Origin of the sequence: Humibacillus xanthopallidus, assembly GCF_044793955.1 — a bacterium.
Classification (GTDB): domain Bacteria; phylum Actinomycetota; class Actinomycetes; order Actinomycetales; family Dermatophilaceae; genus Humibacillus; species Humibacillus xanthopallidus_C.
Genome location: NZ_CP084995.1, coordinates 3,028,368 through 3,054,918 on the forward strand (window position 1 = coordinate 3,028,368; position 26,551 = coordinate 3,054,918).

Consider the following 26,551-nt stretch of genomic DNA (forward strand, 5'->3'; position numbering starts at 1 on the left):
CGCCGTACCCCGTGAGCACGGACCTGACGCGGAGGCGGCCGGCAGATCAGGCCAGGCCGAGGTAGTGCTCGAGGCCGACCGTGAGGCCCGGGTGGTCCGCCACCGACCGCACCGCCGCGATGACCCCGGGCATGAAGGAGCCCCGGTCGAAGGAGTCGTGGCGCAAGGTCAGCTGCTCGCCGGCGTTGCCGAGGAGCACCTCCTGGTGCGCGGTAAGCCCCCGCAGGCGCACCGAGTGCACGGGGATGCCGTCGACCCGGGCTCCGCGCGCTCCCTCGGGGTCGTGCGTCGTCGCGTCCGGGGCTGGTGGGGTGCCGGCGTCGGCACGGGCCCGGGCGATCATCGAGGCGGTGCGCGCGGCGGTGCCGGAGGGCGCATCGACCTTGGCCGGGTGGTGCAGCTCGATGACCTCGACCGACTCGAAGAACGGGGCGGCCTTGGCGGCGAAGGCCATCATGAGCAGCGCCCCGATGGCGAAGTTGGGGGCGATGAGCACCCCGACGCCGGCGCCGCTGCTCGCCGGTGGTGCCTGCGCGAGCTGTCCGCGCAGCGTCTCGAGACGCGCCTCGTCCCAGCCGGTCGTGCCGACGACGACGTGCACACCACGCTCGACGCAGTGCGCGACGTTGGCCGGTGAGGCCGCGGGCACGGTCAGCTCGACCGCGACGTCGGCGCCCGCGAGGTCGCCCAGCTCGTCTCCGGAGCCGTAGGCGCCGACGACTACGAGGCCCTCGGCGGACTCGATGGCCCGCACCGCCTCCGCGCCCATCCGTCCACTCGCACCGATCACCGCCACCGTGATGTCACGGGTCGTGCCCGCCCTGCCCGTCCTGCCCGCCGCGTCGCTCACCCGCCTCAGCGTAACGATCGCGACCCTCGGGGACCGGGCCGCACGGCATACGGACTCCTCTCTCACATTTGCGGTGACGGCACCTCGCTCGCGGCGCACACTGGAGGAGAGGAAGTGGTCGACATGACCTGGAACCAACCCATCGTGAGCGCCCGCCGCCGGACCCACCGACGCGTGACCTCCCTCCTCGCCTGTCTCACCGCGCTGACCCTCGCCATCGGGGTCGTCGGGGTCGGGGCCGCGCCCCGGGCAGAGGCTGCGGTGAAGTTCGGACACGACATCTCGTGGCCGCAGTGCCCGACCTCGGTCGGCGGCTACGGGCTGCCGATGCCGCCGACGAGCACGGGCTTCGTCATCATGGGGCTGACCAAGGGCCTGCCCTTCACCGAGAACCCCTGCCTCGCCAGCCAGATCGCCTGGGTGCGCAGCAACTCCACCCCGGCGCACGCCTACACGATGGCGGGGTTCCCGACCGCGGCGCAGCTGACCACCTACGGTGCGAGCGGGCCGTGGCGCACGACGACACGCGCCGCGCGCCTGTCCAACGTCGGCTACGCCGAGGCGAGGTATGCCGCTGCGAGCCTCCAGCGCATCGCCTGGCGCCCTCCAGTGGTGTGGATCGACGTCGAGCCGCGCAGCGCCCAGCCGTGGCCGACGTCCTCGCTCGTGCAGCGGCTCGAGAACCGCTACGTCCTCGAGGGGCTCATGCGCGGACTGAAGGACTCGGGCTTCGCCTACGGCGTCTACTCCAACACGTCGGGGTGGCAGTCGATCACCGGGTCCTGGTGGCTGCCCGGCGTGCCGGTGTGGGCCACGGTCGGCACCCTCAGCTACCCGAACGAGGCGCTCGACAAGTGCACGCAGCCGAGCTTCTCCGGCGGGCGCCCCTACCTGTCGCAGTGGTGGGACGCGACACGCGACTACGACCGCACCTGCGAGCCGTATGCGTTCACCTCGTTCCCTGCCCCGCCGGCGACACTGTCCAACGGCACCGCGGACTTCAACGGAGACTGGAAGAACGACGTGCTCGCCCGCTGGACGAGCACCGCGAGCCTGCGCCTCTATGCCGGCACGGGGAGCGGCACTCTCGGGCTCGGCACCCAGATCGGCACCGGCTGGGGCGGCATGTCGCTGCTCGAGACGCCCGGTGACCTGAGCGGGGACGGGGCACACGACGTGCTCGCCCGCGAGACCGCGACCGGCTACCTGTGGCTCTACAAGGGCAACGGCGCCGGTGGCTGGCGACTCCCCCGGGTGCGGCTCGGCGCCGGGTGGGGCGCCATGAACGCCATCGTCGGGATCGGGGACCTGACGGGCGACGGGCGGCCGGACATCGTGGCCCGGCAGACCTCGACCGGCCAGCTCTGGCTCTACCCCGGCACGGGGGCGAGCGGCTGGAAGCCCCGCGTCCTCGTCGGCACCGGGTGGAACGCCTACAGCGCCGTCGTCGGCGCCGGGGACCTCAACGGGGACGGCCGCCCGGACCTGCTCGCCCGCGAGCGCGCCACCGGCTACCTGTGGCTGGTGCCCGGCACCTCGAGCGGTGGGCTCGGCACGCGGGTGCGCACCGGCACCGGGTGGAACTCGATGACCGCGATCCTCAGCCCCGGTGACCTCAACAGCGACCGCGTGCCCGACGTCCTGGCCCGCGACAGCACCGGGCGGCTCTGGCTCTACCCCCGCACGGCAACCGGGGGCTGGCTCCCACGCAGCCTCGTCAGCACGGGGTGGAACATCACCAACGCCATCTTCTGAGCGCCGACCACGTCGACACGCAGAGCGGCCCGCCACCCTCTCGGGTGACGGGCCGCTCTGACGTGCGGATCCGGACGGATCAGACCTCGGCGGGAGCCTCGACCGCGTCAGCGGCCTCGCTCTTGTCGCCGTCGGCGGTGACCGCAGCGAGGCTGAGCTTGCCGCGCGGGTCGATCTCCTTGAGCTCGACCTGGATCTTCTGGCCGATCTTGACGACGTCGTCGACGCTGTCGATGCGCTTGCCGCCGACGAGCTTGCGCACCTCGGAGATGTGCAGCAGGCCGTCCTTGCCGGGCAGCAGCGAGACGAACGCACCGAAGGTCGTCGTCTTGACGACCGTGCCGAGGAAGCGCTCGCCGACCTCGGGCATCTGCGGGTTCGCGATGGCGTTGATCGCCGCGCGAGCCGCCTCGGCCGAGGGGCCGTCGACCGCTCCGATGAACACGGTGCCGTCGTCCTCGATCGAGATGTCGGCGCCGGTGTCGTCCTGGATCTGGTTGATCATCTTGCCCTTCGGGCCGATGACCTCACCGATCTTGTCGACGGGGACCTTCACCGTGATGATGCGCGGTGCGTAGGGGCTCATCTCGTCGGGCACGTCGATGGCCTCGGCCATGACGTCGAGGATGTGCAGACGCGCGTCACGGGCCTGGGTCAGCGCGCCAGCGAGCACCGAGGCGGGGATGCCGTCGAGCTTGGTGTCGAGCTGGATGGCCGTGACGAACTCCTTGGTGCCGGCGACCTTGAAGTCCATGTCGCCGAAGGCGTCCTCCGCACCGAGGATGTCGGTGAGCGCGGCGTACTGCGTCTCCCCGTCGACCGTGTCGGACACGAGGCCCATCGCGATGCCGGCGACCGGCGCGCGCAGCGGCACACCGGCGTTGAGCAGCGAGAGGGTCGAGGCGCAGACCGAGCCCATCGACGTCGAGCCGTTGGAGCTCAGCGCCTCCGACACCTGTCGGATCGCGTAGGGGAAGTCCTCACGCGTCGGCAGGACCGGCATGAGCGCACGCTCGGCCAGGGCGCCGTGACCGATCTCGCGGCGCTTCGGCGAACCGACGCGGCCGGTCTCACCGGTGCTGTAGGGCGGGAAGTTGTAGTTGTGCATGTAGCGCTTGCGGGTGACGGGGCTCAGCGTGTCGAGCTGCTGCTCCATCTTCAGCATGTTGAGCGTCGTGACACCCATGATCTGGGTCTCGCCACGCTCGAAGATCGCCGAGCCGTGCACGCGCGGCAGGACCTCGACCTCGGCGCCCAGGGCGCGGATGTCGGCGAGGCCACGGCCGTCGATGCGGACCTTGTCGCGCAGGATGCGCTGGCGGATCAGCTTCTTCTGCACCGAGCGGAAGGCAGCCGAGACCTCCTTGTCGCGACCCTCGAACTGGTCGGCGAGCTGGGCCTTGACGGCGGCCTTGATCTCGTCGAGGCGCTCCTCGCGCTCCTGCTTGCCGGCGATCGTCAGCGCGGCGGTGGTGTCACCCTCGACGGCACTCTCGACGGCGGCATACACGTCGTCCTCGTAGTCGAGGAAGACAGGGAAGTCCTGGACCGGCTTGGCCGCCGCGGCGGCGAGCTGAGCCTGGGCGTCGCAGAGCTGCTTGATGAACTTCTTGGAGGCCTCGAGGCCCTCGGACACGACCTCCTCGGTCGGCGCCTGCTTGCCCTCGTTCTTGACGAGGTCCCAGGTCGACTCGGTCGACTCGGCCTCGACCATCATGATGGCGACGTCGTCACCGACGACACGGCCGGCGACGACCATGTCGAAGACCGAGCGCTCGATGTCGGAGAAGTTGGGGAAGGCGACCCACTGGCCGTCGATGAGCGAGACGCGCACGCCACCGATGGGGCCCGAGAAGGGCAGGCCGGAGATCTGGGTCGAGGCGCTCGCAGCGTTGATGGCGAGCACGTCGTACTGGTGGTCGGGGTTCAGCGAGAACACCGAGATGACGACCTGGACCTCGTTGCGCAGACCCTTCTTGAAGGTCGGGCGTAGCGGCCGGTCGATCAGGCGGCAGGTGAGGATCGCCTCGGTCGAGGGACGGCCCTCGCGGCGGAAGAAGCTGCCCGGGATCTTGCCGATGGCGTACATGCGCTCTTCGACGTCGACCGTCAGCGGGAAGAAGTCGAACTGGTCCTTCGGCTGCTTGCCGGCGGACGTGGTGGACAACAGCATCGTGTCGTCGTCGAGGTACGCCGTGACGGCGCCGCCGGCCTGCTTGGCGAGGCGGCCGGTCTCGAAGCGGACCGTGCGGGTGCCGAAGGAGCCGTTGTCGATGACGGCTTCGGCGAACGTGATGTCTGGACCCTCCATGTGGGCCCTCGCTTTCTTTTTCTCAAGTGCCGCGCACATCGTCGTTGTGTGCGTGGTTTCTTCGGGTGCCCCGACCCGTCAGGGGCCGGGCGCACCTACGACGAAAGGCGGCCTCCGCAGAGCGCGGTGACCGCCTTTCGTCACGTGTTCATCGACGCAGACCGAGGCGCTTGATCAGCGCACGGTAGCGCTCGATGTCGGTCGCCTCGAGGTAGCGCAGCATGCGCTTGCGACGGCCGACGAGCAGGAGGAGCCCGCGGCGGCTGTGGTGGTCGTGCTTGTGCGCCCGCGAGTGCTCGGTGAGGTCCTTGATGCGCTGCGTGAGCATCGCGATCTGGACCTCGGGGGAGCCGGTGTCGCCGTCCTTCGTGGCGTACTCGGTCATGATCTGCTTCTTGACGTCAGCTTCCAAAGGCATGGATGAACCGACTCCTTCTCTTCTCGTTGCGCGGTGCTCCAGGGCATGTCCACCTGGGCGCTCTCGTTCCGCGGCCGGACTACGGCGGTTCCCAGCGTAACAGCGGCGCAACAGCCGCCCTAATCGGTGGCACCGCGCTCGGCGGGGGTTCGGCATGGCGTTCGGCGGGGCCCGGCCCGTCATTCGCGCCGGTGCGGGCGCGGTCGTCGCGGCTCACACTGGCAGCGACAGCTGGGCGGACATCCCGGCGTCATGAGGCACCCGGAGCCCGTCCGCGCGACGACGTAGCGGGTCCCGCTGCTCCGTCCGACGCAGCGGCGGGACCCGCTGCTGCACGGGGTGGAGCAGTGGGCGAGGGGGTGGGCATGGGCAAAGGTGGGGTGAGGGTTCTTCGAGTGCCAGGTCGTGAAACGGACCGTCGGACAGGCGATTCCGGCCTCTGCGGGTTGTGACCGATCCGTGACCGTAAGGGGGTCCGGGCTCGTCGCGTAGCGGGTACTTACGTAGGGCTCGGGACCCCTACCCTCCAAAGGAGTGAAGCGACACCATGATCATCCTCGGACTGATCCTGCTGCTCGTCGGCTGGCTCGCCAAGATCAGCATCCTCACCACGATCGGCATCGTGCTCGTCGTCGTCGGAGCAGTTCTCTACCTGCTCGGCACCACGGGTCGCGCCATCGGTGGCCGGAAGCACTGGTTCTGATCGCTGCACCCGCACCACAGCACCCGCGCGAAGCCCCTCACGACCTGGTCGTGGGGGGCTTCGCCCGTCCCGAGACGGTCAGGCGGCGAGGAGCGGCATGACCCGGCGCACCGCGTCCTCACGCGACGTCGGTGACCACGCGCCGCCCTCGAAGACGAGGCAGACGAGCTGCGAGCCCTGGGTCGTGAGCAGGAAACGGCCTGCGTCACTCGGACCGAGGGTCGGCTTGTGCCGCTCCCCCACCAGCCCGCTGACGCCCGCGATCGAGCCGGCACGTCCGAGGCCGCAGCGCGCCACGGCGCTGTCGAACCACCCTCGCGCCGAGGCGAGCCGCGCGCTCGCGGGATCGAAGGTCAGGACGAGATAGCTGAGCGACGCCGTGCCTCGGGTCGCGTCGGAGGACAGCGCAACCCGGGCGTAGGCGCGGCCGGAGACGACCGATCCGGCACCCGTGGCGCGCGCGAGGTCCTCCGCCTCCAGCCCGGCCCACGGGAGGCTGAGATCGCAGTCCGGTGCCGCAGGCAGGGCGCCGACGCAGCCGGCCACCCCGGATCGGGCCCGGACCTGCACAGCCACGGATCCGATCTCGCTCGCGCCCGGCCACAGCTGCTGCGCCCGCACCGGAGCGCGGTTGCCCAGGTCGGTCCGGATGGTGCACCCGGCAGCCTCCGGGATCGGGGTCATCGTGGCCCCATCCGCGGGCGCCTGAGGGCTCACGCCGGGTGGTGACTCGGCCGGCAGACCTGTCAGCGAGCCCACTGGCGCTATCCCTGCCGGAGACGCGGCCGCCCCGGTGGGCAGGGTCAGGGAAGGCACCGGGGCCGCGCTGTCACCCGTGCAGCCGGCGAGCAGCACCGACCCGAGCAACGACCCGAGCAGAGCGGCGGCCAGCCCCGCGAGGCGGGGCCGGCCGGACGGCATGCGGGATCGTGCTCTCAGAAGTTGATCATGTGCCCGGCGATGCCGTGCACGGCTTCCTTGACGGCCTCGCCGAGCGTCGGGTGCGCGAAGACGGTGCGGGAGACCTCGTCGGCCGTGAGGTCCCACGTCTGGGCGAGGTTGAGCACCGGCAGCAGCTCGGTGACGTCGGGGCCGATGAGGGCCGCGCCGAGGATCTCGTTGTGCTCGGCGTCGGCGATGATCTTGACGAAGCCGACCGGCTCGCCGAGCCCCATCGCCTTGCCGTTGGCCGAGAACGGGAAGGTCGCCGTCTTGACGTCGTGGCCCGCCTCGCGGGCCTGTGCCTCCGACAGGCCCATGGAGCCGATCTGCGGCTGGCAGTAGGTCGCCCGGGGGATGAAACGGAAGTCGATGGCCATGGTCTCGACGCCCGCGATCGTCTCGGCGGCGACGATGCCCATCGCCTCGGCGACGTGGGCGAGCATCAGCTTGGCGGTGACGTCACCGATCGCGTAGACGTTGGGGACGTTGGTGCGGCCGAACTCATCGATGGCGATCGCGCCACGGTCGGTCAGCTCGACGCCGGTCGCCTCGAGGCCGAAACCCTCCGTGCGCGGAGCGAAGCCGATGGCCGACAGGAGTCGGTCGGCCTCGAGGACCTGCTGGTCGCCGCCCGCCGCCGGGCTGACGGTCACCTTGACACCCGACCCCGTGTCCTCGACCGACTCGACCTTGGTGCCGAGCATGACCTTCACGCCGAGCTTCTTGTAGTGCTTGAGCAGCTCCTTGGACACGTCGGCGTCCTCGGTCGGCACCATCCGGTCGAGGAACTCGACGATCGTGACGTCGACGCCGAAGTTCTTCATGACGTAGGCGAACTCGACGCCGATGGCGCCGGAGCCGGCGATGATGATCGAGCCGGGCAGCTCGGGGTCGAGGATCTGCTCCTCGTAGGTGACGACGTTCGTGCTGACCTCGACACCCGGGATCATCCGCGTCACGGAGCCCGTGGCGATGATGAGGTTGTCGAAGGTGAGCGAGCGCGACGACCCGTCGTTGAGGGCCACGTCCATCGACGAGGGCGAGGTCAGGGTGCCCCACCCGTCGATCTCCTCGATCTTGTTCTTCTTCATGAGGAAGTGGACGCCCTTGACGATGCCCGAGGACACCTGGCGGCTGCGGGCGTGCGTCGGGCCGAAGGCCATCGTCGCGTCGCCCTCGATGCCGTACTTCTTCTTCTCGTGCGTCAGCGTGTGCGCGAGCTCGGCGTTCTTGAGCAGTGCCTTGCTGGGGATGCAGCCGACGTTGAGGCAGACACCACCCCAGTACTGCTTCTCCACCACGGCGACCTTCTTGCCGAGCTGGGACGCGCGGATCGCCGCGACGTAGCCACCGGGTCCGGCACCGAGCACAACGACATCGAAATCAGCCATGGCGGCAGCCTATCGGGGTGGGACGGCCCCCCGAGACCGTGCCCACCACGGGACCCACAACGGCCCAAGCGGGCGCACACCGACACAATCTCCGATCCCGATGACAAAACGCCGCGTCGCAGGCCCCACTTTGCGTCGTGGCGGGAGTAAGTTCCGCGACGCAACTGCCGGTCCCGTCCGGCTCCGGACCAACGGAGGTCACCCCCGTGAGCACGACCCCGCATCGCCACCAGGCGCCGCCTGCGAACAAGGGACTGCTGGTGCTCGCCGGCGTCCTGCTCGCCATCCCGATCATCGCCCTGCTGCTCGTCGGCACCTATGCCAGGGACGAGCCACGCCTCGGCGGCTTCCCGTTCTTCATCTGGTACCAGTTCCTCTGGGTGGCCATCACCTCGCTGCTCACCTACTCGGCCTACCGGATCGTGCTCAAGGCCCGTCCGCACGTGCCGATGACGCCGGAGGGTGACGCCTTCCTCGACAGCGACGCCACCGACGGCGACACCACTGACGGCGGCACGGCACCTGAGGAGGGCACCCGATGAGCGCCCTGGCTGCCGCGAACGAGGGCGGCGTCAACGGCGTCGCGCTCGCCGTCCTCATCTTCTTCTTCGTCGTCGTGGCCGGCGCCGGCTTCTGGGCCGCGCGGTGGCGCCGACCCACGAGCATGGAGAGCCTCGACGAGTGGGGCCTCGGCGGCCGTTCCTTCGGCACCTGGGTCACGTGGTTCCTGCTCGGCGGTGACCTCTACACGGCCTACACGTTCGTCGCGGTCCCGGCGGCGATGTGGGCCTTCGGCGCCGTCAACGGCTTCTTCGCGGTGCCCTACACGATCATCCTCTACCCGATCATCTTCATCTTCATGTCGCGCCTCTGGTCGGTCTCGCACCGGCACGGCTACGTGACCCCCGCCGACTTCGTGGAGGGGCGCTCCGGCTCACGCGGGTTGTCCCTCGCGGTCGCGGTCACCGGCTTCCTCGCGACCATGCCCTACATCGCCCTGCAGCTCGTCGGCATCCAGGCGGTGCTCGAGGTCATCGGCATCGGCGGTGGCGACAACTGGGTGGCCAAGGACCTGCCGCTCTTCATCGCCTTCCTCGTGCTCGCGCTCTACACCTACACCTCGGGTCTGCGCGCCCCGGCGATCATCGCCTTCGTCAAGGACATCCTGATCTACCTCGTCATCATCGTGGCCGTCATCTACCTGCCCGCGAAGGTGGGCGGCTGGACCAACGTCTTCGACGCCGCCGAGGACAAGATGACGTCGACGACCAACCCGGCCAACGGCAAGCCCAACGTCTTCATCCCCGGTCCCGGGGCCTACTGGGCGTACGCGACGCTGGCCCTCGGGTCGGCCATGGCCCTGTTCATGTATCCCCACTCGATCACGGCGACGCTGTCGGCCAAGAGCCGCAACACCATTCGCAAGAACGCCGCGATCCTGCCGGCCTACTCCTTCCTGCTCGGCCTGCTCGCGCTGCTCGGCTGGGTGGCCATCGCGGCCGGCACGAAGCCGGTCGGGCTCGACGGCAAGGTCAACGGGCAGCTCGTCATCCCGCAGCTCTTCGAGGACATGTTCCCCTCGTGGTTCGCCGGCGTGGCCTTCGCGGCCATCGCCATCGGGGCGCTCGTGCCTGCGGCGATCATGTCGATCGCGGCTGCCAACACCTTCACCCGCAACATCTACAAGGCCTGGATCAAGCCGGACGCCACGCCCAAGCAGGAGGCGAAGGTCAGCAAGCTCACCTCGCTCGTCGTCAAGGGCTTCGCCCTGATCTTCGTGCTGACGCTCGACAAGAGCAACGCGATCAACTTCCAGCTCCTCGGTGGCATCTGGATCCTGCAGACGTTCCCGGCGCTGGTCTTCTACCTCTACACCCGGTGGTTCCACCGGTGGGCCCTGCTCGCCGGCTGGGCGGTCGGCATGGTCTACGGCACGCTGGCGGCCTACAACGTGACGAACCAGGCGACCGGGGCACCGTTCGCCGGCTCGGTCGCCAACATCCCCGTGATCGGCCAGCTCGGCTACATCGCGGTGACGGCGTTCGTGATCAACGTGATCGTGGCGGCCATCCTGACGCTCGTGCTGCGGGCCGCCAAGGCGCCCGAGGGCACGGACCAGACGGTGCCGGCCGACTACTTCGCCGACGAGGGTGACCCCCGCGTGCAGAAGCTGGACGTCGGCCCGCACGAGACGACGCCCTCGGCCTGAGGACTCGCCTCGAAGGGCACCTTCCACCGCGCCAGCGGTGGAAGGTGTCCTTCGAGCTACGAGCGGGGCCGCTCCGGCGGCATCGCGGCGACCGCGTCGTCGACGTCGAGACCAGTGACCTGGAGCAGGTCGACGACGACCGAGCGCAACTGTGCGAGAACGGTCTCCGTCGAGAGGCTCTCGGTGCGCGGCAGCCGACCCGTCGACTCCGCGACGGTGATCAGGCCCGACCGCCCGATCTCGGGCGAGGCGTTCTCGGCAAGGGCGCGAGCGATGATGTCGACCGCGTCGGCGAGCTCGAGCATCACCTGGCGGTAGGCCGTCGGCAGTGGCTCGCCCCGACCGACCGACACGGTGACCCGGCGCACGAGCACCCGGGTGCTGCGCATGGCCCGGTCGAGCGGCTCGACGAGCTCGACCATCTTGCGCACGTGAGGCGCGTGCCGCCGCTTGAACGGCGAGCTCGCGAGGACCGACAGCCCCTCGTCGGCCGCACTGCTCAGCTCGCGCAGCAGCGACTCCGTGCCGCGGGCCGAGGCGAGCACCTCCGCGGCCCGGTCGACGTCGAGGTCGTCGGCGCTGGCCTCGGCGCCGCGCAGCAGCTCGCTGATCTTGCGCACCGCCTCGGCCGCGGCGACGCGCGGCCGGCGCAGCGGCGCCTGCGGCACGACGGTCGCCGCGACGAGAGCGACGCCGCCTCCGATGAGGGCATCGGTCCACCGGGTGAAGGCCTGCCCGGAAGTGGGGGCCAGGCCCGCGACGACGATGCCCTGCACGGCTGCCTGGGTGACGAGCACCGGGCCTCCGTCGAGCAGCGACGCGGCGCCCATCGAGACGAGCACAACGGCCGCGATCTGCCAGGGGCCGGTGCCGACCACCTGCACGAACACGTCGGCGACGAACACCCCGACGGCGACCCCGATGGCCACCTCGAGCACCCGCCGTTGGCGCTGCCCGTAGGACATGCCGAGGCAGATGACGGCGACCACGGGCGCGAAGAACGGCGCGACGTGTCCGAGCACGTCGGCCGCGATCCACCACGCCACCCCCGCCGCGACGGCGCACTGCACGAGCAGGAAGGCCCGGGAGCGCAGCCGCGCGAGCCGGGTGGCGACGCTCAGCCTGCTGCGGTCCCACGCCCGGTCGAGCGCCTCGATGACCGGCGCGTCGCTCCGGAGGTAGTCGTCCACGTCGTCCTCCCCTCTGCCAGGGCCCCCAGAGCCATCGAGGCGCTCAGAGCTTCAAGGACAGGATGGCATCGAAGATCTGGCGCACCGCGGGGGCGGCCACCTTCGACCCCGAGGCGCCCTGGCTGACCACGACCACGACGGCATGCTTCGGCCGGGGCGTGGGCCCGAAGGCGGCGAACCACGCGGTCGCCTGCTTGCCGAAGACCTCCCCGGTGCCGGTCTTGCCGGCCACCGGGTAGCGGTCCTGCGGGAAGCCGGTCCACGCGGCCCCCGCCGACCCGCCGGGCCGGGTCACGTCGGCCAGCGCGGCCCGCACGTAGGCCAGCACCTCGGCCCGCACGCCGACTGTCCCGGTGCGCCGGGGCGCGATGGGCGTGACCGTGCCCGCCGGGGAGCGCACACCTGACGCGACCTGCGGCTGCCACAGCGTGCCGCCGTTGGCGATCGCGGCATACACCTGCGCCATCTGCAGCGGGGTGACGGCGAGGTCGCCCTGGCCGATCGAGAAGTTGACGGCGTCACCCGCGCGGTACTGCCAGCCGCTCGCGCAGTTCTCGACGGCGAGCTGGGTCAGGTAGGCCGCCCGGGCCCGGTCCGTGCGCGCCACCTCGGGGTAGCCGCCCTTCGCCCGCTGGCACGTCGCTGCCCGCGTCGCGGCCCAGTACTGCTCCTTCCAGGCTCGGTCGGGCAGGCGGCCGGCCGACTCCCCCGGCAGGTCGACCCCGGTGGCGCGTCCGATGCCGAAGGCGCGGGCTGTCTGCACGAAGGGGTCGACGGCACCGGGCGGGGCGCTGATGCCCCCCTGGGCCTGCCACGCGGCATACGCGAGGCGGTAGAAGACGGTGTCGCACGACACGACGAGTGCACGGTGCAGGTCGATGCGGCCGTAGCCGCGCGACTCGAAGTTCTTGAAGACCCGCCCGCCGACCGTGAGGCTCGGGGAGCAGTCGTAGGTGCCGTCGAGGCTCGCCCCCGAGGCGACCGCCGCGGGCGCGGAGATCACCTTGAACGTCGAGGCCGGCGGGAAGGTCTCGCTCGTGATTCGCGACTTCAGCGGGGAGCCGCGGCTCGCGTCGCCCAGCGCCTCGAGCTCGGCGCTGCTGATGCCTCCGGTGAAGACCCCGGGGTCGTATGCCGGGTGGCTGGCCGCCGCGACGACGGCTCCGTTGGTGACGTCGAGGACGACGGCCGCCGCCGCATCGGCACGCAGACCGTCGGCGCGGGCGCGCGCGACCGTCTGGGCGAGCACCGCCTCGGTGCGGGCCTGGAGCTGGGCGTCGAGATGCGTGACGACGTCGGAGCCGGGCACGGGGTTGCGGCTCGACAGCGTGTCGGTGACGACCCCGCGCGGGTCGATGGCGACCACGGTGGCGCCGTTGCGGCCCCGCAGCTCGGCGTCGTACTGCGCCTCGAGGCCCGACCGGCCGACGACGTCCGCGTCGTCGATGGCGCCGTCGCCCGACTCGACGTCGTCGGCGCCGGCCCGGGCGACCCAGCCGAGCAGGTGGGCGGCGTTGGCACCCGCGGGCGCCGGGTAGGTGCGGGCCGGCTCGGGGGCGACGCCGATGCCGGGGAACTTCTCGGGCTGCTCCATGAGGGTCAGCGCCCGCTGCGGGTCGACGCCGGTGGCAATCGGGATCGGCACGTAGGGCGAGCCGTTGAAGCAGGCCGGCGCGCGGGGGGCACCGACCGTGCCGCAGAGCATGGTCTTGCCCCAGAGCCGGTCGAACGGCTGGCCGAGCACCCCCGCGACCGAGCGCACGAGCGCCCGCCCCCCGTCGTCGGCGTCGAGCAGGACGCCGCGCTCGACGGTGACGACCGTCGTGAAGGCGTTGGCCACGAGCGGGGCGCCGGTGCGGTCGAGGATCTGCCCCCGCAGAGCGTGCTCGGTGATCGTGCGGGTGTGCACCGAGGCGGCCTGCGACGTCAGCTGCGCGCCCTGGACGAGCTGGACCTGGCCGAGTCGTGCGACGAGCAGGCCGAAGAGTGACACGAGCAGCACGAGGACGACGCCCGCGACTCCGGCACGCCGCCTCATCCGAGCCTCCGGCGCACGAGCGCCCGGTCGACCGCGAGCAGCACCGGCAGGGCGAGCAGCCCCACGGCCACGGTCGAGGCGAGCCGACCGAGCCCGTCGGAGGCCGCGACGCTGCCCTCGGCGGCGATCGCGGAGGCGACCCGGCCGAGCAGCACGACGACACCGGCGGCGACGAGCGCCACCACGGCGCGGCCGAGAGCGCGCGACGACACCCGCTGGAAGAGCCCCCCGACGAGACCGCCGAGCATCATCACGAGCGGCGTCAGCCCGAGCGGTGACCCGACGGGCGGCACGAGCTCGACGACCCAGCCGGCGACGAGGCCGACGAGGGCGCCGTGCACCGGCCCGCGCAGCACGGCGGTCGCAACGACCCCGATGAGCACGAGGTCGGGAACCCACTCCTCGGGCACGCCGAGGCGCGGCAGCAGGGTCGCCGACAGCAGCGCCGCCACGACGACGTATGCCGTCCGGACCAGTCCCAGCAGCGTCACCCTCACGAGTCGGCCGCCTTGGCGGGCGCGGCCGGCGTCGAGGGCTTCCCCCGCGCCGGCACCTCGGGACGCGTCGCGGCCCGCGAGGTCGGCACGAGCACGGCGACGACGTCGATCGCGTCGGGGTCGACGACGGGGCGCACCGTCGCGGTGCGGGTGAGCTGCCCACGGTCGGGGTCGACGGCGGTCACGGTGCCGACGACGACGCCCGCGGCATACGGCCGGTCGTCGACGCTGCCGAGGGTGCGCACGACGTCGCCGACGACGGGGGTGCCCGGCTGCACGAAGGACAGGGTCAGCGAGCCGCGCGGCCGCGACTCACGGTCGGTCGAGGACGGCGAGCTCACGGTCGCGAGGGTGCCTGCGGGGCCGACCCGCACGCCGATGACCGAGCCGGTGCTGCCGAGCACCTGCACGTCGCTCGTCCACGGCGAGACGGCCACGACGCGCCCGGCGAGCCCCTCGGCGGTGACGACGGTGGAGTCGGCGGTGACGCCGTCGCGAGCGCCGACGTCGAGCGTCAGGCTGCGACCCCCGAGGGGGCTGAGGTCGCTCGCGACGACGCGGGCGGCGACGAGGCGGTGTCCGGCCGTCGGGTCGGCGTCGAGCAGCTCGCCGAGGCGCTCCTGCTCGGTGAGGCGCCGCTGCTGGTCGGCGACCGTCGCGCGCAGCAGGACGTTCTGGGCCGCGAGGGCGGCGATCTCGTCGCGGGGAGCCCCGGAGAGCGCCCGCTGCACCGGCCCGATGACGGTGCCGCCGGCGCTCCGCACGGCCTCGGCCACCCCGGAGCCCGCGAGGTCGGCCCCGAGCAGGGCCAGCGTGGCGACGACGAGCCCGGCGAGGAGACGGCGCTGGTGGGTCGGGTCCATGACGGCCTAGAGCCGGCGGTCGCCGACGAGCACGCGCTCGAGGCTCGCGAAGTCGTCGACGCAGCGGCCGGCTCCGCGCGCGACGGCTCGCAGCGGGTCGTCGGCGACGTGGACGGGCACGCCGAGTTCGTGGCGCATCCGTGCGTCGAGGCCGCGAAGCAGGGCGCCACCGCCGGTCAGCGTGATGCCGCGGTCGATGATGTCGCCGGCGAGCTCGGGTGGGCAGACGTCGAGCGTGGCGCGCACGAGCTCGATGATCTGCAGCACGGGACCCTCGATCGCCCGACGCACCTCGGCCGACCCGACCTCGACCGTCTTGGGCAGTCCCGTCGTCAGGTCGCGCCCGCGCAGGCGGGTCGTCAGCTCCTCTCGCAGCGGGAAGACCGAGCCGACGGCCACCTTGATGTCCTCGGCGCTGCGCTCGCCGAGCAGCAGGGAGTACTCGGCCTTGACGTGGCTGATGAGGGCCTCGTCGATCTCGTCGCCGGCTGTGCGCAACGAGGTGGAGGTGACGATGCCGGCGAGGCTGATGACGGCGACGTCGGTCGTGCCGCCACCGATGTCGACGACCATGCTGGCGGCGGTCTCGTGCACGGGCAGACCGGCGCCGATCGCCGCGGCCATCGGCTCCTCGACCATGTAGACCCGGCGCGCGCCGCACCGGGTGGCGGCGTCCTCGAGGGCACGCCGCTCGACGCCGGTCACCTCGCTCGGCACGCAGAGCACCATCCGGGGCCGCACGAGGCGCGAGGGACGCACCTGGTCGATGAACCACCGCAGCATGCGCTCGGCCTCGTCGGCGTCGGAGACGACGCCGTCGCGCAGGGGTCGCACCGCGCGGATGGTGCCGGGCGCCCGGCCGAGCATCTCCTTGGCGCGGGTGCCCGCGGCGACGAGCCGGCCGGTGCCGACCTCGACGGCGATGACCGAGGGCTCCTCGAGCACCACCCCGCGGCCGCGGACGTGGATGAGGGTGTTGGCGGTGCCGAGGTCGATCGCGAGATCGCGCCCGAGCGCCGGCCAACTGGTCATGGGCCGGATTGTGTCGTGGCGACCGGCCCCGCCCGAGACCATCGGGCGAGTGTCGCGCATTGTGTGACGGGTGTGACGGGTGTGACGACGCCCCGGGCGTGGCGGCAGGTGCGGCGACTCAGAGCTGGGGGAACCAGATGGAGATCTCGCGCTCGCCCGACTCGTGCGAGTCGGAGCCGTGCACGATGTTCTGCTGCACCGGCGTGCCCCAGTCGCGGCCGAAGTCGCCCCGGATCGTGCCCGGCAGGGCCTCCGTGGGGTTGGTGGCGCCCGCGAGCGAGCGGAAGCCCTTGACGCAGTCCTGGCCCTCGATGACGACGGCGGTGACCGGGCCCGAGCTCATGAAGTCGACGAGCGGCTCGTAGAACGGCTTGCCGACGTGCTCCTCGTAGTGCACCGCCAGCTGCTCACGGGTCGGCGTGAGCACCGCGAGGGCGGCCAGGGTGTAGCCCTTGGCCTCGATGCGACGCAGCACCTCCCCCGTGAGTCCGCGGCGGAATCCATCGGGCTTGACGAGGACGAGGGAGCGTTCGGTGGTCACTCGCCCACCCTATCGGCCGATCCACCGGCTGGAGCCGGACCCTCGGCGGTGCCGGCGGAGGTCTCCGCGTCCCGCGCAGCCGCCTCGCGCTGGGCCACCTCGGCATCGATGCGGGCCCCCTGGATGAGGCAGGTGACCCACATCGTGAGGAAGAAGATGCCGACGACGAGCATGAGCGGCACGACGAGCGCGCTGAGCAGCGTCAGCGCCTGCACCACCCAGCCCAGCGTGATGCCCCACGGCCGTCGCAGCGTGCCCGCCGCGACGATGGCCAGAGCGGCGAGCCCGAAACCGACGACGAGGTATGCCGTGGGGCTGGCGGTGCCCTCGGTCGCCGCGAGTCCTCGGGCGACGAGGGCGCCGAGCGCGATGCAGAGCGCCTCGCCACCGAGCACGGTGGCGAGCATGCGCCAGGTGAACTTGCCGGTCGTGCCGTAGAAGACGATGCCGCGCATCAGGTGGTCCTCGGGTGATCTCGAGCGGGTGGAACGTGCGAGGGGTGGTGAGGTCAGTAGTTCTGGGACGTGTCCCACGTGCGGATGATCGCCTGGGCCTCGCTGCTGCTCGCCCCGGTGGCCTCCGCATAGAGCGCCATGGCGTCCTCGCGGCGGCCGGCGGTCACGAGCTCGCTGATGCGCGAGCGGGCCTCCTCGGTGAGGCGCCCCTCGGTCCACGAGCTGGCCGCGTCGCGCACGCCCGGCCCGCGGCCGGGCACGAACCAGTTGTCGACCGCGCTCTTGGCATCGGCCAGAGGCGCACCCGTCGCCTCGCGGTAGATCTTGATCGCGTTGATCTTGTGACCGGCGCTGATCTCGTGGCTCACCTTGGCGCGCACGTCGTCCGTGAGACCGACGAGCTTGCGGTCGGGGTCACGCCGACCCATGATCCGTCCCCAGAGCACGACGACGACCATGACGACCACGAGGATGAGGAAGAGCTTGACGATCGGGTGCATGGGTCCAGCCTAGGTGGGGGTGACGACGTCGGCGCTGCTCAGTCGCTCGTCGGCGTTGGTCAGACCTCGGTGCGCCCGAGGAGCATGCGCACCTCACCGGCCGTGATGACGGAGCCGGTCGCGATGACACCGCCGCCCATGCCCTCGGACTCGGCGAGCGTCACGGCCTGCTCGAGGGCGTCGGGCAGGTCGCGCACGACGGTCACCCGTCCCTCACCGAAGATCTCGGTCGCGAGAGTGCCGAGCCGGTCCGGGGCCATGGCCCGCGGCGAGGAGCTGCGGGTGATGACGACGTGGTCGAGCGCCGGCTCCAGCACCTCGAGCATGCCCACGGCGTCCTTGTCGGCGACGATCCCGACGAGCCCGACGAGGCGGGTGAAGGTGAAGGCCTCGTCGAGCGCGGCGACGAGCGAGCGGGCTCCGTGCGGGTTGTGGGCCGCGTCGACGAGCACGGTCGGCGAACGACGCACGACCTCGAGGCGTCCCGGCGAGGTCATCGCGGCGCAGGCGGCCACGAGCACGTCGGGGTCGATGCGCTGCTCTCCGCCACCGATGAAGGACTCCACGGCCGCGACGGCGGTGGCGAGGTTGCTCGCCTGGTGGGCACCGTGCACGGGGAGGAAGAGGTCGGCATACTCCCCCGCCAGCCCGCGGAGGCTGAGCTGCTGACCGCCGAGCGCGACCTCGCGGGTCAGCACGCCGAAGTCGTTGCCCTCGAAGACGATCCGGCTGCCGCCGACCTCCTCGACGCGGTCGCGGAGCACCTGCGCGACGTCGTCGTCCTGGGCCCCGGAGACAGTGACGGCGCCGGGCTTGATGATGCCGCTCTTTTCCTCGGCGATCGAGACGACGTCGTCACCGAGCAGGTGCGTGTGGTCGAGGTCGACCGGCGTGACGACCGCCACCTGGGCGTCGATGACGTTGGTGGCGTCCCACGACCCGCCGAGGCCGACCTCGATGATCGCGACATCGACGGGCGCGTCGGCGAAGGCCGCATAGGCGAGCGCCACGAGCACCTCGAAGAAGTTCATCCGGCGACCGCCGGACTCGAGCGACCGCGCGTCGACGATGTCGATGAGCGGGGCCGTCTCGTCGTAGGCCGCGATGAACTTCTCGCGGCTGATCGGCTTGCCCGACAAGGTGATCCGCTCGCGGATGTCGTGCAGGTGGGGCGAGGTGAAGCGGCCCGTGGAGAGGCCGCTCTCACGCAGGATCGCGTCGATCATCCGGCTCGTCGACGTCTTGCCGTTGGTGCCGGTGAGGTGGATCGTCGGGTAGGTGCGCTGCGGGTCGCCGGCGAGCTCCATCACCGCCGTGATGCGCTCGAGCGACGGGTGCACGTCGTTCTCGGGGGCACGAGCGAGGATCTGCTCCTCGATCTCGCGGACCCGCTTCATCTCCTCGAGGGTGCGCGCGGCGTCCTGCTGGGCAGCGTCGGGGCGGCCGTTCATGCGGAGCCCTCCGAGTCCGAGCCGTGCGCCGGCAAGGGCGTGAGCTCGCGCTCCACCCACACGCTGACGGGCAGGCCCGAGCCCCCGGACTCCCGATGGGTCTCGGTGAAGCCGTGGGCGGCGTAGAAGCGGGCCGCCTGCTGGTTGCCCTCGATGTGCGACAGGACGATGCGACCCACGCCGAGCTCGAGGGCCCGGTCGACGACGGCGTCGAGCAGCCGCGACCCGATGCCCCGGCCGTGGTGGCCGGGCAGGACGTAGAGCTTCCAGAGGGCGAGGGCGTCGTCCTGCACCCCGAAGGTCGCGACGCCGACGACCTCGGGGCCGTCGACCGCCACGAGCGTGCGGCCCTGGCGGATCGAGGTCGTGACGACGTCGGGGGTCCACCACTTCGCGAGGCCCATCGCGACGTACTCCGGGCCGGCAATGGGCTCGTAGGTCGCGAGCCACGTGCGGTGACCGACCGAGAGCACGCCGGAGAGGTCGTCGCCGTCGGCGAGTCGGATCTCGAGGTCGTCCTGCTCGACGGCGCCATGGGCACCCAGGGCACCGTGCGAGTCGTCGGAGGGTCGGGGCGTGGTCATCGCTTCACCACCAGGATCGTTGCGGGCTGGTTGTCACCGACGACGACGTCGACGGCTCCGGCGAGCACGGGCGTCGCCGGAGTGGAGCCGTTGGTGCTCAGGGGTCCGGAGGCGAACTGGGTCGCGAGGGTCTCGCCGACGATGAGGTCGCGGTGGGTGACCGTGGCCTCGAAGACCTCGGGAGGGCCCTGGATCGTCAGGCTGATGCGGTCGCTCACGTGCAGGCCGGCATCGCGACGGGCCTGCTGCACCGCGCGCACGAGGTCGCGGGCCACGCCCTCCGCGGCGAGCTCGGGGGTCACCGTCGTGTCGAGCACGACGAAGCCGCCGCCCTGGAGCATCGCCGTGGCGCGGCTGTCGGCAGCGCCTCCGGCCACGACCGTCTCGAGGGTGAACTCCCCCTCGACCAGTGCGAGCCCGCCGGAGGTCACGACACCGTCGGCGCCGATCGACCAGTCGCCCGTCTTGCTGCCCTTGATGGCCTGCTGCACCTCGCGCCCCAGCCGCGGCCCGGCGGCGCGGGCGTTGACGGTGAGCCGCTGGGTGATGCCGAAGTCGGCCTCGCTCGCGGTCTCGAGGTCGACGAGGGTCAGGCGCTTGACGTTGAGCTCGTCCTTGATGATCCCGCGGAAGGGCTCGAGGTCGTCCGGCCGGGGCACGACGAGCGTGAGGTCGCCGAGCGGCAGGCGGGCCCGGAGCTTCTGGGCCTTGCGCAGGCTCGAGCCCGTCGAGCAGATCTCGCGGGCGCGGTCCATGGCGACGACGAGCGCGTGGTCGCGGGGCAGGTCCTCCGGGTCGGGGAAGTCGGTCAGGTGCACCGAGCGACCGCCCGTGAGCCCGCGCCAGATCTCCTCGGTGACGAGCGGCAGCAGCGGGGCCGTCGCGCGGGTGACCGTCTCGAGCGCGGTCCACAGCGTGTCGAAGGCCGCGAGCGACTCCTCGCTCTCGCCGCCCCAGAAGCGGTCTCGCGAGCGCCGGATGTACCAGTTGGTCAGCACGTCGAGGAAGCCGCGCATCGTGTCGCAGGCGGCCGCGATCTCGTAGTCGTCGAGCTGGTCGCGCATGTCGCCGACGAACTCGCTGAGCTTGGCGAGCAGGTAGCGGTCGAGCACGTCGGTCGAGGTCGTCGAGCGCTTCGCCTCGTAGCCCTCGCCGTCACGGGCCGTGTTGGCGTAGAGCGCGAAGAACGACCAGGCGTTCCACAGCGGGATCATCACCTGGCGCACGCCGTCGCGGATGCCCTGCTCGGTGACGACGAGGTTGCCGCCGCGCAGGATCGGGCTGCTCATGAGGAACCACCGCATGGCATCGGCGCCGTCGCGGTCGAAGACCTCGGAGACGTCGGGGTAGTTGCGCAGCGACTTGCTCATCTTCTGGCCGTCGGAGCCGAGCACGATGCCGTGGCTCACGCAGGTCTTGAAGGCGGGCCGGTCGAAGAGCGCGGTGGCGAGCACGTGCAGGGTGTAAAACCAGCCGCGCGTCTGCCCGATGTACTCGACGATGAAGTCGCCCGGGAAGTGGTGCTCGAACCACTCGGCGTTCTCGAAGGGGTAGTGCACCTGTGCGAAGCTCATCGACCCCGAGTCGAACCAGACGTCGAAGACCTCCTCGACCCGGCGCATCGTCGAGCGGCCCGTGGGGTCGTCGGGGTTCGGCCGCGTCAGGCTGTCGATGAAGGGCCGGTGCAGGTCGGTGACCTCGACGCCGAAGTCGCGCTCGAGCTCCTCGAAGGAGCCGTAGACATCGAGCCGCGGGTGCTGCGGGTCATCGGACTTCCACACGGGGATCGGGCTGCCCCAGAAGCGGTTTCGCGAGATGGACCAGTCGCGGGCGTTGGCCAGCCACTTGCCGAACTGGCCGTCGCGGATGTGCGACGGGGTCCACTCGATCTCCTGGTTGAGCTCGAGCATCCGCTCCTTGATCTTCGTCACCTCGACGAACCACGACGACACCGCCATGTAGATGAGCGGCTCACGGCAGCGCCAGCAGTGCGGATAGCTGTGGTCGTAGGTCTCACGGCGCAGCAGCACCGTGCCGGCCGTCACCGACCCGGTGTCGCCGTCGCCGCGGGTGCTCGCCTTGAGGTGGTCGATGATGTGCGCGTTGGAGTCGAAGACGTGCATGCCCTCGTAGTCGGTGACGGGCCAGGTGAAGCGGCCGTCGGGACCGACGGGCACGACCGGCTCGATGCCGGCTGCGTCGGTGACGATCTTGTCCTCCTCACCGAAGGCGCCGGCGGTGTGGACGAGCCCCGTGCCGTCCTCGGTGGTGACGAACTCAGCGGGGAAGACGCGGTGCGCCCGCTCGTGCCCCGCGTAGTAGGAGAACGGCGGCGTGAACGAGCGTCCGAGCAGGTCTGTGCCCGTGAGCCGCTCGACGATGCGGTCGTCGAGCGAGGCCGGGTCGACGTCGGCGCCGAAGAGGTCCTTCGCATAGGCCGCGAGACGCGCCGCACCGATGACGTAGCGCTCCGTCGTGCCGGTGATGTCCGACTCGACGACGACGTAGTCGATGTCGGGGTGGACCATGATGCCGAGGTTGGCCGGCAGGGTCCACGGGGTCGTCGTCCAGACGAGGGCCAGCTCGCCGGTCTCGAGCCGCAGCCCGACCGTCACGGCGGGGTCCTGGCGCATCTTGTAGACGTCGTCGTCCATGCGCAGCTCGTGGTTGGACAGCGGAGTCTGGTCGTTCCAGCAGTAGGGCAGCACCCGGAAGCCCTCGTAGACGAGGCCCTTCTCGTGCAGCTGCTTGAAGGCCCAGATGACCGACTCCATGTAGTCGGGCTCGAGCGTCTTGTAGTCGTTGTCGAAGTCGACCCAGCGGGCCTGGCGGGTGACGTAGTCACGCCACTCCCCCGTGTACTTCAGCACCGAGCTGCGGCAGGCGTCGTTGAACCTGTCGATGCCGAGCTCGACGATGTCCTGCTTCGTCTTGAGGCCGAGCTGGCGCTGCGCCTCGAGCTCGGCCGGTAGGCCGTGGGTGTCCCAGCCGAAGCGGCGCTCGACGCGCTTGCCGCGCATCGTCTGGTAGCGCGGGACGATGTCCTTGACGTAGCCGGTGAGCAGGTGACCGTAGTGCGGCAGACCGTTGGCGAAGGGCGGACCGTCGTAGAAGACGAACTCGTTGTCGCCGTCGGTGCCGGGGTCGCGGCCCTCGACGGAGGCGACGAAGGTGCCGTCCTGGTCCCAGTACTTCAGCACGCGCTCCTCGATCTCGGGGAAGCGCGGGTTGGAGGGGACGCCCGCACGCGCGGCGGGGTCGCCGGTCGCGTCGACGTTCGTGGTGACCTGGGGATAGGTCATGCTCGTGGTCTCCTGGGTTCGCGTCTGTGGGTCGTTCGTCACGTCCACGAGGACGACGTCTCCTGAAGGAGGTTGCCGCGGTACCACCCCGCTTGCCGCGCCCTCCGCCCTGACCCGGCCGGACGGCATACGGCCGCTCTTGTCCAAGGCTGTGACGGGCCCACCCGTCCGGGTCTAGTGGGAGCTCTCGCTCTGTTCTTCCGGAGGCTCGCCGCTGATGACGGCTCGAACGCCTGTGCCCGTCAGTCTAGCCTGTCAGCGTGCCCAGACTGCCCGAGCACCTCGCCCCGCGTGAGGTGACCGACCCCGACGTGCGGCGGTCCTATGCGCTCGACGCGACGGTCGCCCTCGGCCCGCCGCCGCAGGACTTCGCGGTCGTGCGCGCCCGTGACGTCGGCGACGTCGTGGCCGTCCTCGAGCACGCCCAGGCGACCGGCACCCCCGTCGTGCCCCAGGGGGCGCGCACCTCCCGGTCGGGCGGCGCGATCGCCTCGGAGGGCTGCATCGTGCTCAACGTGGAGGCGCTCGACGCGATTCACGAGGTCAACCCGCTCGAGGGGTATGCCGTCGTCGGCCCCGGCGTCGTCAACGCCGACCTCAAGCGCGTGGCCGGTGAGGCGGGGCTCTTCTACGGGCCCGACCCCGCGTCGTGGGAGACGTGCACGATCGGCGGCAACATCGCGACCAACGCGGGCGGCCTGTGCTGTGTGAAGTACGGCGTGACCGCCGACTGGGTCAAGGCGCTACAGGTCGTGCTGCCCGGGGGCGAGGTCATGCGCACCGGCCACCGCACCGCCAAGGGGGTGGCCGGCTACGACCTGACCGGCCTCTTCGTCGGCTCGGAGGGCACGCTCGGCGTCGTCACCGAGGCCGTCGTGCGTCTCGCGCCGGCGCCGGATCCCGCCCTGACGGCGCTCGCCGTCTTCGACTCCCTCGACGCCGCGGTCACCGGCATCGTCGCGCTCCGTCTCGACCCGCACCGCCCGTGCCTCCTCGAGATCATCGACCGCACGAGTGTGCGGGCGATCCAGGCGTTCGGCGACTTCGGCTTCCCCGATGACTGTGCCGCCGTGCTGCTCGTGCAGTCCGACCGCCCGGGCCACGTCGCAGACGACCTACGGAGGTATGCCGCCCTGCTGGAGTCAGCGGGCGCCACCGACGTCGCGGTCGCCGACGACGCGCAGGAGTCGGAGGGGCTACTCGTCGGTCGCCGCGTCATGAGCACCGCCTTCGAGGCGATGGGCGGACGCCTCGCCGAGGACGTCTGCGTGCCGGTCGGCCGCCTCGCGGAGTTCGTGCGCGGCATCGAGGCGATCGGCGAGCGCCGGTCGGTGCTCGTGCCGGTCAGCGGTCACGCCGGCGACGGCAACCTGCACCCGTCGATCGTCTACGCCCACGACGACCCCGACAGCCTGGCGCGGGCGTGGCAGGCCTTTGACGACCTCATCCGGCTCGGGCTCTCCCTCGGCGGCACGATCACCGGCGAGCACGGCATCGGCTCGGTCAAGGTGCCGTGGCTCGGGCTGGAGCTGGGTGACGCCGAGCTGGCCCGCCAGCAGCGCCTCAAGGCGGTCTTCGACCCGATCGGAATCATGAACCCGGGCAAGGTCTTCGCCGCACCGGCCTGAGCGGGCCGGTTGCACAGGCTGTCGGGTTAGCGTGCCGGATGGCCCGCTCGAGCACTCGCCGCCTCGCCCTCGCCGGTGCCTCCCTGCTCGTCGCCGCCGGCTGCACCACCGCCGCGGTCACGCCGGCGCTCGTCACCCCCGCCTCGACAGCACCGCTGACCACCTCGACGTCACCGGCGCCCGCGTCCACAGCCACGTCCTCGTCCACGTCCACGGTGCCGAGCGCCGTGACCCCGTCGACGTCGACCCCAGCGCCGCTGCCGTCGAAGAGCGCTCGCCCGCCACGCGCGGACCCCTTCGACAGCGCGAACGCCCTGGACGGCATACGGGAGCTGGCGGCGATCGGCCCGCGTGACGCGGCGAGCCCCGCCTACGCCCGGGCGGCGGACTGGGTGGGCGGGCAGCTGCGCGCGGCGGGCTACGACGTGCGCGAGCAGGCCTTCGACCTGCCCGCGGGCGTGTCGTGGGGGGTGCGGGTGGCGGCCGGGCGACCGGTCAACGTCATCGCCGACCCGCCGGGCTTCGACCCCTCGCGGCCGCACGTCGTCATCGGCGCGCACCTCGACACGGTGCCGCAGTCGCCCGGCGCGGAGGACAACGCGTCGGGTGTCGCGACGATGATCGAGCTCGCCCGCATGGTGCGACAGCAGCCAACCGCCCTCCCGGTGCGCTTCATCGCGTTCGGCGCCGAGGAGGCGCGCGGCGGCAACGGCACGAGGTATGCGTTCGGCTCGCGGCACTTCGTCACCTCCGTCGGCGGGTCCGACCGCCGGGCGGTGCGCGGCATGGTCTCGCTCGACCGGGTCGGGGTGCGTGCGGCGACGGTTCCGGTCTGCACCGGTGGGCGCGGCACCACGAGCCTCGCGATCGCGATCCGCGGCGCCGCGCGGGCTGCGGGCGTGGCGACCAACGGGTGCACCAACAGAGGGAGCGACCACGTGTCGTTCGAGGCGGCCGGCATACCTGCGGTGCGCATCGGCAGCGTGCCGTATGCGGGGTACCACTCCGCGCGCGACGTGCCGTCGGTCATCGACCCGCGCCAGCTCGAGCGGACCGGCGCGGCGCTCTGGGCCTGGCTGCGGTCGCTGGGCTGAGACCGCGGGGCTGAGACCGCGGGGCTGAGACCGCGGGCAACGGCCGTGACGTCGTTTGGCAGGATGAGGCCATGACGGATGTGGAGACGACCGGTGCGTGGCTGAGCCGCGAGGACCTCGACAACGCGCGTGACCGGCTGCCGATCCTCTACGTGCATGCGATTCCCGTGCGCGCCGACGACAAGGGCGTCGTGACGCACCTCGGTCTGCTGCTGCGCGCCGACAGCGACGGCGGCATCGGCCAGGAGGTCGTCGGCGGCCGCGTGCTCTATCACGAGAAGGTCCGCGACGCCCTGATGCGCCACATCGAGACCGACCTCGGTCCGGTCGCGCTGCCGCGAATCCCCTTGTCACCACAGCCTTTCACAGTGGCGGAGTTCTTCCCAACGCCCGGCGTGACGCCGTTCCACGACCCGCGCCAGCACGCCGTGTCGCTCGCCTTCGTGGTGACCGTCATGGGCGACTGCCGTCCGCAGAAGGACGCCCTCGACCTCTCGTGGGTGACGCCCGAGGAGGCGGCGGCGATCGCGCTCGGCCCCGAGATGTCGGGCTCGCACGGCGTGCTCGTCCGACAGGCCCTCGCGCACGTCGGATATCCCGTCTAAGTCGGGCATTGGCGCCAGATCTGCTGACAAGCGGGTTGTTCTGATGACTTCTTCCGGGACTTCCCCGGCATAGCGGACGGGTTTCTGTGATCTGCGTCGCTCTGTCCGATGCCGTCCTACCGTCGCAGAAGGACGTGAGTGGGCCCTGAACGGGCGACCACCCGGGGGCGAGCTGAGGGGCTCGGAGCGATC

At 71.4% G+C, this 26,551-nt stretch carries 23 protein-coding genes; 7 read left to right on the forward strand and 16 right to left on the reverse strand.

Translation table 11 applies throughout. The features are described 5' to 3' along the window. Nucleotides 1–46: 46 nt before the first annotated feature. Nucleotides 47–769, reverse strand: a complete 723-nt coding sequence (gene dapB, locus LG278_RS13545; RefSeq protein ID WP_404393657.1) for a 4-hydroxy-tetrahydrodipicolinate reductase — start codon at nt 767–769, stop codon at nt 47–49. A 204-nt stretch (nt 770–973) separates the two neighbouring features. On the opposite strand from dapB, the gene LG278_RS13550 reads away from it, so the two are divergent. After that, nucleotides 974–2,605, forward strand: coding sequence for an FG-GAP-like repeat-containing protein (locus LG278_RS13550; RefSeq protein WP_404387632.1), 1,632 nt, complete (start codon nt 974–976; stop codon nt 2,603–2,605). A 79-nt stretch (nt 2,606–2,684) separates the two neighbouring features. Here LG278_RS13550 and LG278_RS13555 read toward each other — a convergent pair whose 3' ends face one another. Beyond that, nucleotides 2,685–4,916: a polyribonucleotide nucleotidyltransferase gene (locus LG278_RS13555; protein WP_404387634.1), complete on the reverse strand. Its 2,232-nt coding sequence runs from the start codon at nt 4,914–4,916 to the stop codon at nt 2,685–2,687. Between the two features lie 148 nt (nt 4,917–5,064). After that, complete coding sequence (rpsO, locus tag LG278_RS13560) at nt 5,065–5,334, reverse strand: 30S ribosomal protein S15 (RefSeq protein ID WP_141819432.1); 270 nt, start codon at nt 5,332–5,334, stop codon at nt 5,065–5,067. Between the two features lie 547 nt (nt 5,335–5,881). On the opposite strand from rpsO, the gene LG278_RS13565 reads away from it, so the two are divergent. Next, the gene (locus tag LG278_RS13565) at nt 5,882–6,037 is read left to right on the forward strand and encodes a DUF6131 family protein (protein WP_404387635.1); all 156 of its coding nucleotides are present in this window, start codon (nt 5,882–5,884) and stop codon (nt 6,035–6,037) included. Between the two features lie 78 nt (nt 6,038–6,115). On the opposite strand, the gene LG278_RS13570 is transcribed toward LG278_RS13565, so the two are convergent. After that, the gene (locus LG278_RS13570) at nt 6,116–6,958 is read right to left on the reverse strand and encodes a hypothetical protein (protein ID WP_404387636.1); all 843 of its coding nucleotides are present in this window, start codon (nt 6,956–6,958) and stop codon (nt 6,116–6,118) included. Between the two features lie 14 nt (nt 6,959–6,972). Then, nucleotides 6,973–8,370 carry a dihydrolipoyl dehydrogenase gene (gene lpdA, locus LG278_RS13575; RefSeq protein ID WP_404387637.1) on the reverse strand — a complete coding sequence of 466 codons (1,398 nt, stop codon included), beginning with the start codon at nt 8,368–8,370 and terminating at the stop codon, nt 6,973–6,975. Nucleotides 8,371–8,576: 206 nt separating this feature from the next. Between lpdA and LG278_RS13580 the strand changes: the two genes are divergently transcribed. Beyond that, complete coding sequence (locus LG278_RS13580; RefSeq protein ID WP_404387639.1) at nt 8,577–8,912, forward strand: DUF3311 domain-containing protein; 336 nt, start codon at nt 8,577–8,579, stop codon at nt 8,910–8,912. Then, the gene (gene mctP / locus LG278_RS13585) at nt 8,909–10,579 is read left to right on the forward strand and encodes a monocarboxylate uptake permease MctP (protein WP_404387641.1); all 1,671 of its coding nucleotides are present in this window, start codon (nt 8,909–8,911) and stop codon (nt 10,577–10,579) included. Before LG278_RS13580 ends, mctP begins: the two co-directional genes overlap by 4 nt. Nucleotides 10,580–10,635: 56 nt before the next feature. Here mctP and LG278_RS13590 read toward each other — a convergent pair whose 3' ends face one another. The 11 genes from LG278_RS13590 to ileS all read right to left on the reverse strand — a co-directional run bounded on the left by LG278_RS13590 (nt 10,636) and on the right by ileS (nt 23,032). Next, nucleotides 10,636–11,769, reverse strand: a complete 1,134-nt coding sequence (locus LG278_RS13590; RefSeq protein WP_404387642.1) for an aromatic acid exporter family protein — start codon at nt 11,767–11,769, stop codon at nt 10,636–10,638. Nucleotides 11,770–11,812: 43 nt separating this feature from the next. Next, a complete protein-coding gene (gene mrdA / locus LG278_RS13595; RefSeq protein WP_404387643.1) occupies nt 11,813–13,807 on the reverse strand; it encodes a penicillin-binding protein 2 in 1,995 nt (664 codons plus the stop codon). Next, complete coding sequence (locus LG278_RS13600; RefSeq protein WP_404387644.1) at nt 13,804–14,298, reverse strand: rod shape-determining protein MreD; 495 nt, start codon at nt 14,296–14,298, stop codon at nt 13,804–13,806. Before LG278_RS13600 ends, mrdA begins: the two co-directional genes overlap by 4 nt. A gap of 2 nt (nt 14,299–14,300) precedes the next feature. Then, the gene (gene mreC / locus LG278_RS13605) at nt 14,301–15,167 is read right to left on the reverse strand and encodes a rod shape-determining protein MreC (protein ID WP_404387646.1); all 867 of its coding nucleotides are present in this window, start codon (nt 15,165–15,167) and stop codon (nt 14,301–14,303) included. Nucleotides 15,168–15,173: 6 nt separating this feature from the next. Next, a complete protein-coding gene (locus LG278_RS13610; RefSeq protein WP_404387647.1) occupies nt 15,174–16,199 on the reverse strand; it encodes a rod shape-determining protein in 1,026 nt (341 codons plus the stop codon). Nucleotides 16,200–16,317: 118 nt separating this feature from the next. Continuing rightward, nucleotides 16,318–16,740, reverse strand: coding sequence for a nucleoside-diphosphate kinase (gene ndk / locus LG278_RS13615; protein ID WP_404387648.1), 423 nt, complete (start codon nt 16,738–16,740; stop codon nt 16,318–16,320). Further along, a complete protein-coding gene (locus LG278_RS13620; protein ID WP_404387649.1) occupies nt 16,737–17,195 on the reverse strand; it encodes a DUF4233 domain-containing protein in 459 nt (152 codons plus the stop codon). The genes ndk and LG278_RS13620 overlap by 4 nt, the downstream gene beginning before the upstream one ends. 53 nt (nt 17,196–17,248) lie before the next feature. Continuing rightward, entirely contained in the window at nt 17,249–17,695 is a 447-nt protein-coding gene (locus LG278_RS13625; RefSeq protein WP_404387650.1) for a hypothetical protein, read from the reverse strand. A 59-nt stretch (nt 17,696–17,754) separates the two neighbouring features. Continuing rightward, nucleotides 17,755–19,146, reverse strand: coding sequence for a bifunctional folylpolyglutamate synthase/dihydrofolate synthase (locus LG278_RS13630; RefSeq protein ID WP_404387652.1), 1,392 nt, complete (start codon nt 19,144–19,146; stop codon nt 17,755–17,757). After that, complete coding sequence (locus LG278_RS13635) at nt 19,143–19,730, reverse strand: GNAT family N-acetyltransferase (protein WP_404387654.1); 588 nt, start codon at nt 19,728–19,730, stop codon at nt 19,143–19,145. The genes LG278_RS13630 and LG278_RS13635 overlap by 4 nt, the downstream gene beginning before the upstream one ends. Further along, a complete protein-coding gene (ileS, locus tag LG278_RS13640; RefSeq protein WP_404387656.1) occupies nt 19,727–23,032 on the reverse strand; it encodes an isoleucine--tRNA ligase in 3,306 nt (1,101 codons plus the stop codon). The genes LG278_RS13635 and ileS overlap by 4 nt, the downstream gene beginning before the upstream one ends. A 260-nt stretch (nt 23,033–23,292) precedes the next feature. Between ileS and LG278_RS13645 the strand changes: the two genes are divergently transcribed. From LG278_RS13645 to LG278_RS13655, 3 genes are all read left to right on the forward strand, one after another. Then, nucleotides 23,293–24,660, forward strand: a complete 1,368-nt coding sequence (locus LG278_RS13645; RefSeq protein WP_404387658.1) for an FAD-binding oxidoreductase — start codon at nt 23,293–23,295, stop codon at nt 24,658–24,660. Nucleotides 24,661–24,698: 38 nt separating this feature from the next. Further along, a complete protein-coding gene (locus LG278_RS13650) occupies nt 24,699–25,754 on the forward strand; it encodes a M28 family metallopeptidase (RefSeq protein WP_404387660.1) in 1,056 nt (351 codons plus the stop codon). Nucleotides 25,755–25,825: 71 nt separating this feature from the next. Then, complete coding sequence (locus LG278_RS13655) at nt 25,826–26,359, forward strand: NUDIX hydrolase family protein (protein WP_404387662.1); 534 nt, start codon at nt 25,826–25,828, stop codon at nt 26,357–26,359. The last annotated feature ends 192 nt before the right edge of the window (nt 26,360–26,551 follow it).

Bases quoted from the DNA above. Each gene is read 5' to 3' on its own strand.
- dapB (WP_404393657.1), bottom strand. From the start codon at position 769: ATGGGCGCGGAGGCGGTGCGGGCCATCGAGTCCGCCGAGGGCCTCGTA.
- LG278_RS13550 (WP_404387632.1), top strand. From the start codon at position 974: ATGACCTGGAACCAACCCATCGTGAGCGCCCGCCGCCGGACCCACCGA.
- LG278_RS13555 (WP_404387634.1), bottom strand. From the start codon at position 4,916: ATGGAGGGTCCAGACATCACGTTCGCCGAAGCCGTCATCGACAACGGC.
- rpsO (WP_141819432.1), bottom strand. From the start codon at position 5,334: ATGCCTTTGGAAGCTGACGTCAAGAAGCAGATCATGACCGAGTACGCC.
- LG278_RS13565 (WP_404387635.1), top strand. From the start codon at position 5,882: ATGATCATCCTCGGACTGATCCTGCTGCTCGTCGGCTGGCTCGCCAAG.
- LG278_RS13570 (WP_404387636.1), bottom strand. From the start codon at position 6,958: ATGCCGTCCGGCCGGCCCCGCCTCGCGGGGCTGGCCGCCGCTCTGCTC.
- lpdA (WP_404387637.1), bottom strand. From the start codon at position 8,370: ATGGCTGATTTCGATGTCGTTGTGCTCGGTGCCGGACCCGGTGGCTAC.
- mctP (WP_404387641.1), top strand. From the start codon at position 8,909: ATGAGCGCCCTGGCTGCCGCGAACGAGGGCGGCGTCAACGGCGTCGCG.
- mrdA (WP_404387643.1), bottom strand. From the start codon at position 13,807: ATGAGGCGGCGTGCCGGAGTCGCGGGCGTCGTCCTCGTGCTGCTCGTG.
- mreC (WP_404387646.1), bottom strand. From the start codon at position 15,167: ATGGACCCGACCCACCAGCGCCGTCTCCTCGCCGGGCTCGTCGTCGCC.
- LG278_RS13610 (WP_404387647.1), bottom strand. From the start codon at position 16,199: ATGACCAGTTGGCCGGCGCTCGGGCGCGATCTCGCGATCGACCTCGGC.
- LG278_RS13620 (WP_404387649.1), bottom strand. From the start codon at position 17,195: ATGCGCGGCATCGTCTTCTACGGCACGACCGGCAAGTTCACCTGGCGC.
- LG278_RS13625 (WP_404387650.1), bottom strand. From the start codon at position 17,695: ATGCACCCGATCGTCAAGCTCTTCCTCATCCTCGTGGTCGTCATGGTC.
- LG278_RS13630 (WP_404387652.1), bottom strand. From the start codon at position 19,146: ATGAACGGCCGCCCCGACGCTGCCCAGCAGGACGCCGCGCGCACCCTC.
- LG278_RS13635 (WP_404387654.1), bottom strand. From the start codon at position 19,730: ATGACCACGCCCCGACCCTCCGACGACTCGCACGGTGCCCTGGGTGCC.
- ileS (WP_404387656.1), bottom strand. From the start codon at position 23,032: ATGACCTATCCCCAGGTCACCACGAACGTCGACGCGACCGGCGACCCC.
- LG278_RS13650 (WP_404387660.1), top strand. From the start codon at position 24,699: ATGGCCCGCTCGAGCACTCGCCGCCTCGCCCTCGCCGGTGCCTCCCTG.
- LG278_RS13655 (WP_404387662.1), top strand. From the start codon at position 25,826: ATGACGGATGTGGAGACGACCGGTGCGTGGCTGAGCCGCGAGGACCTC.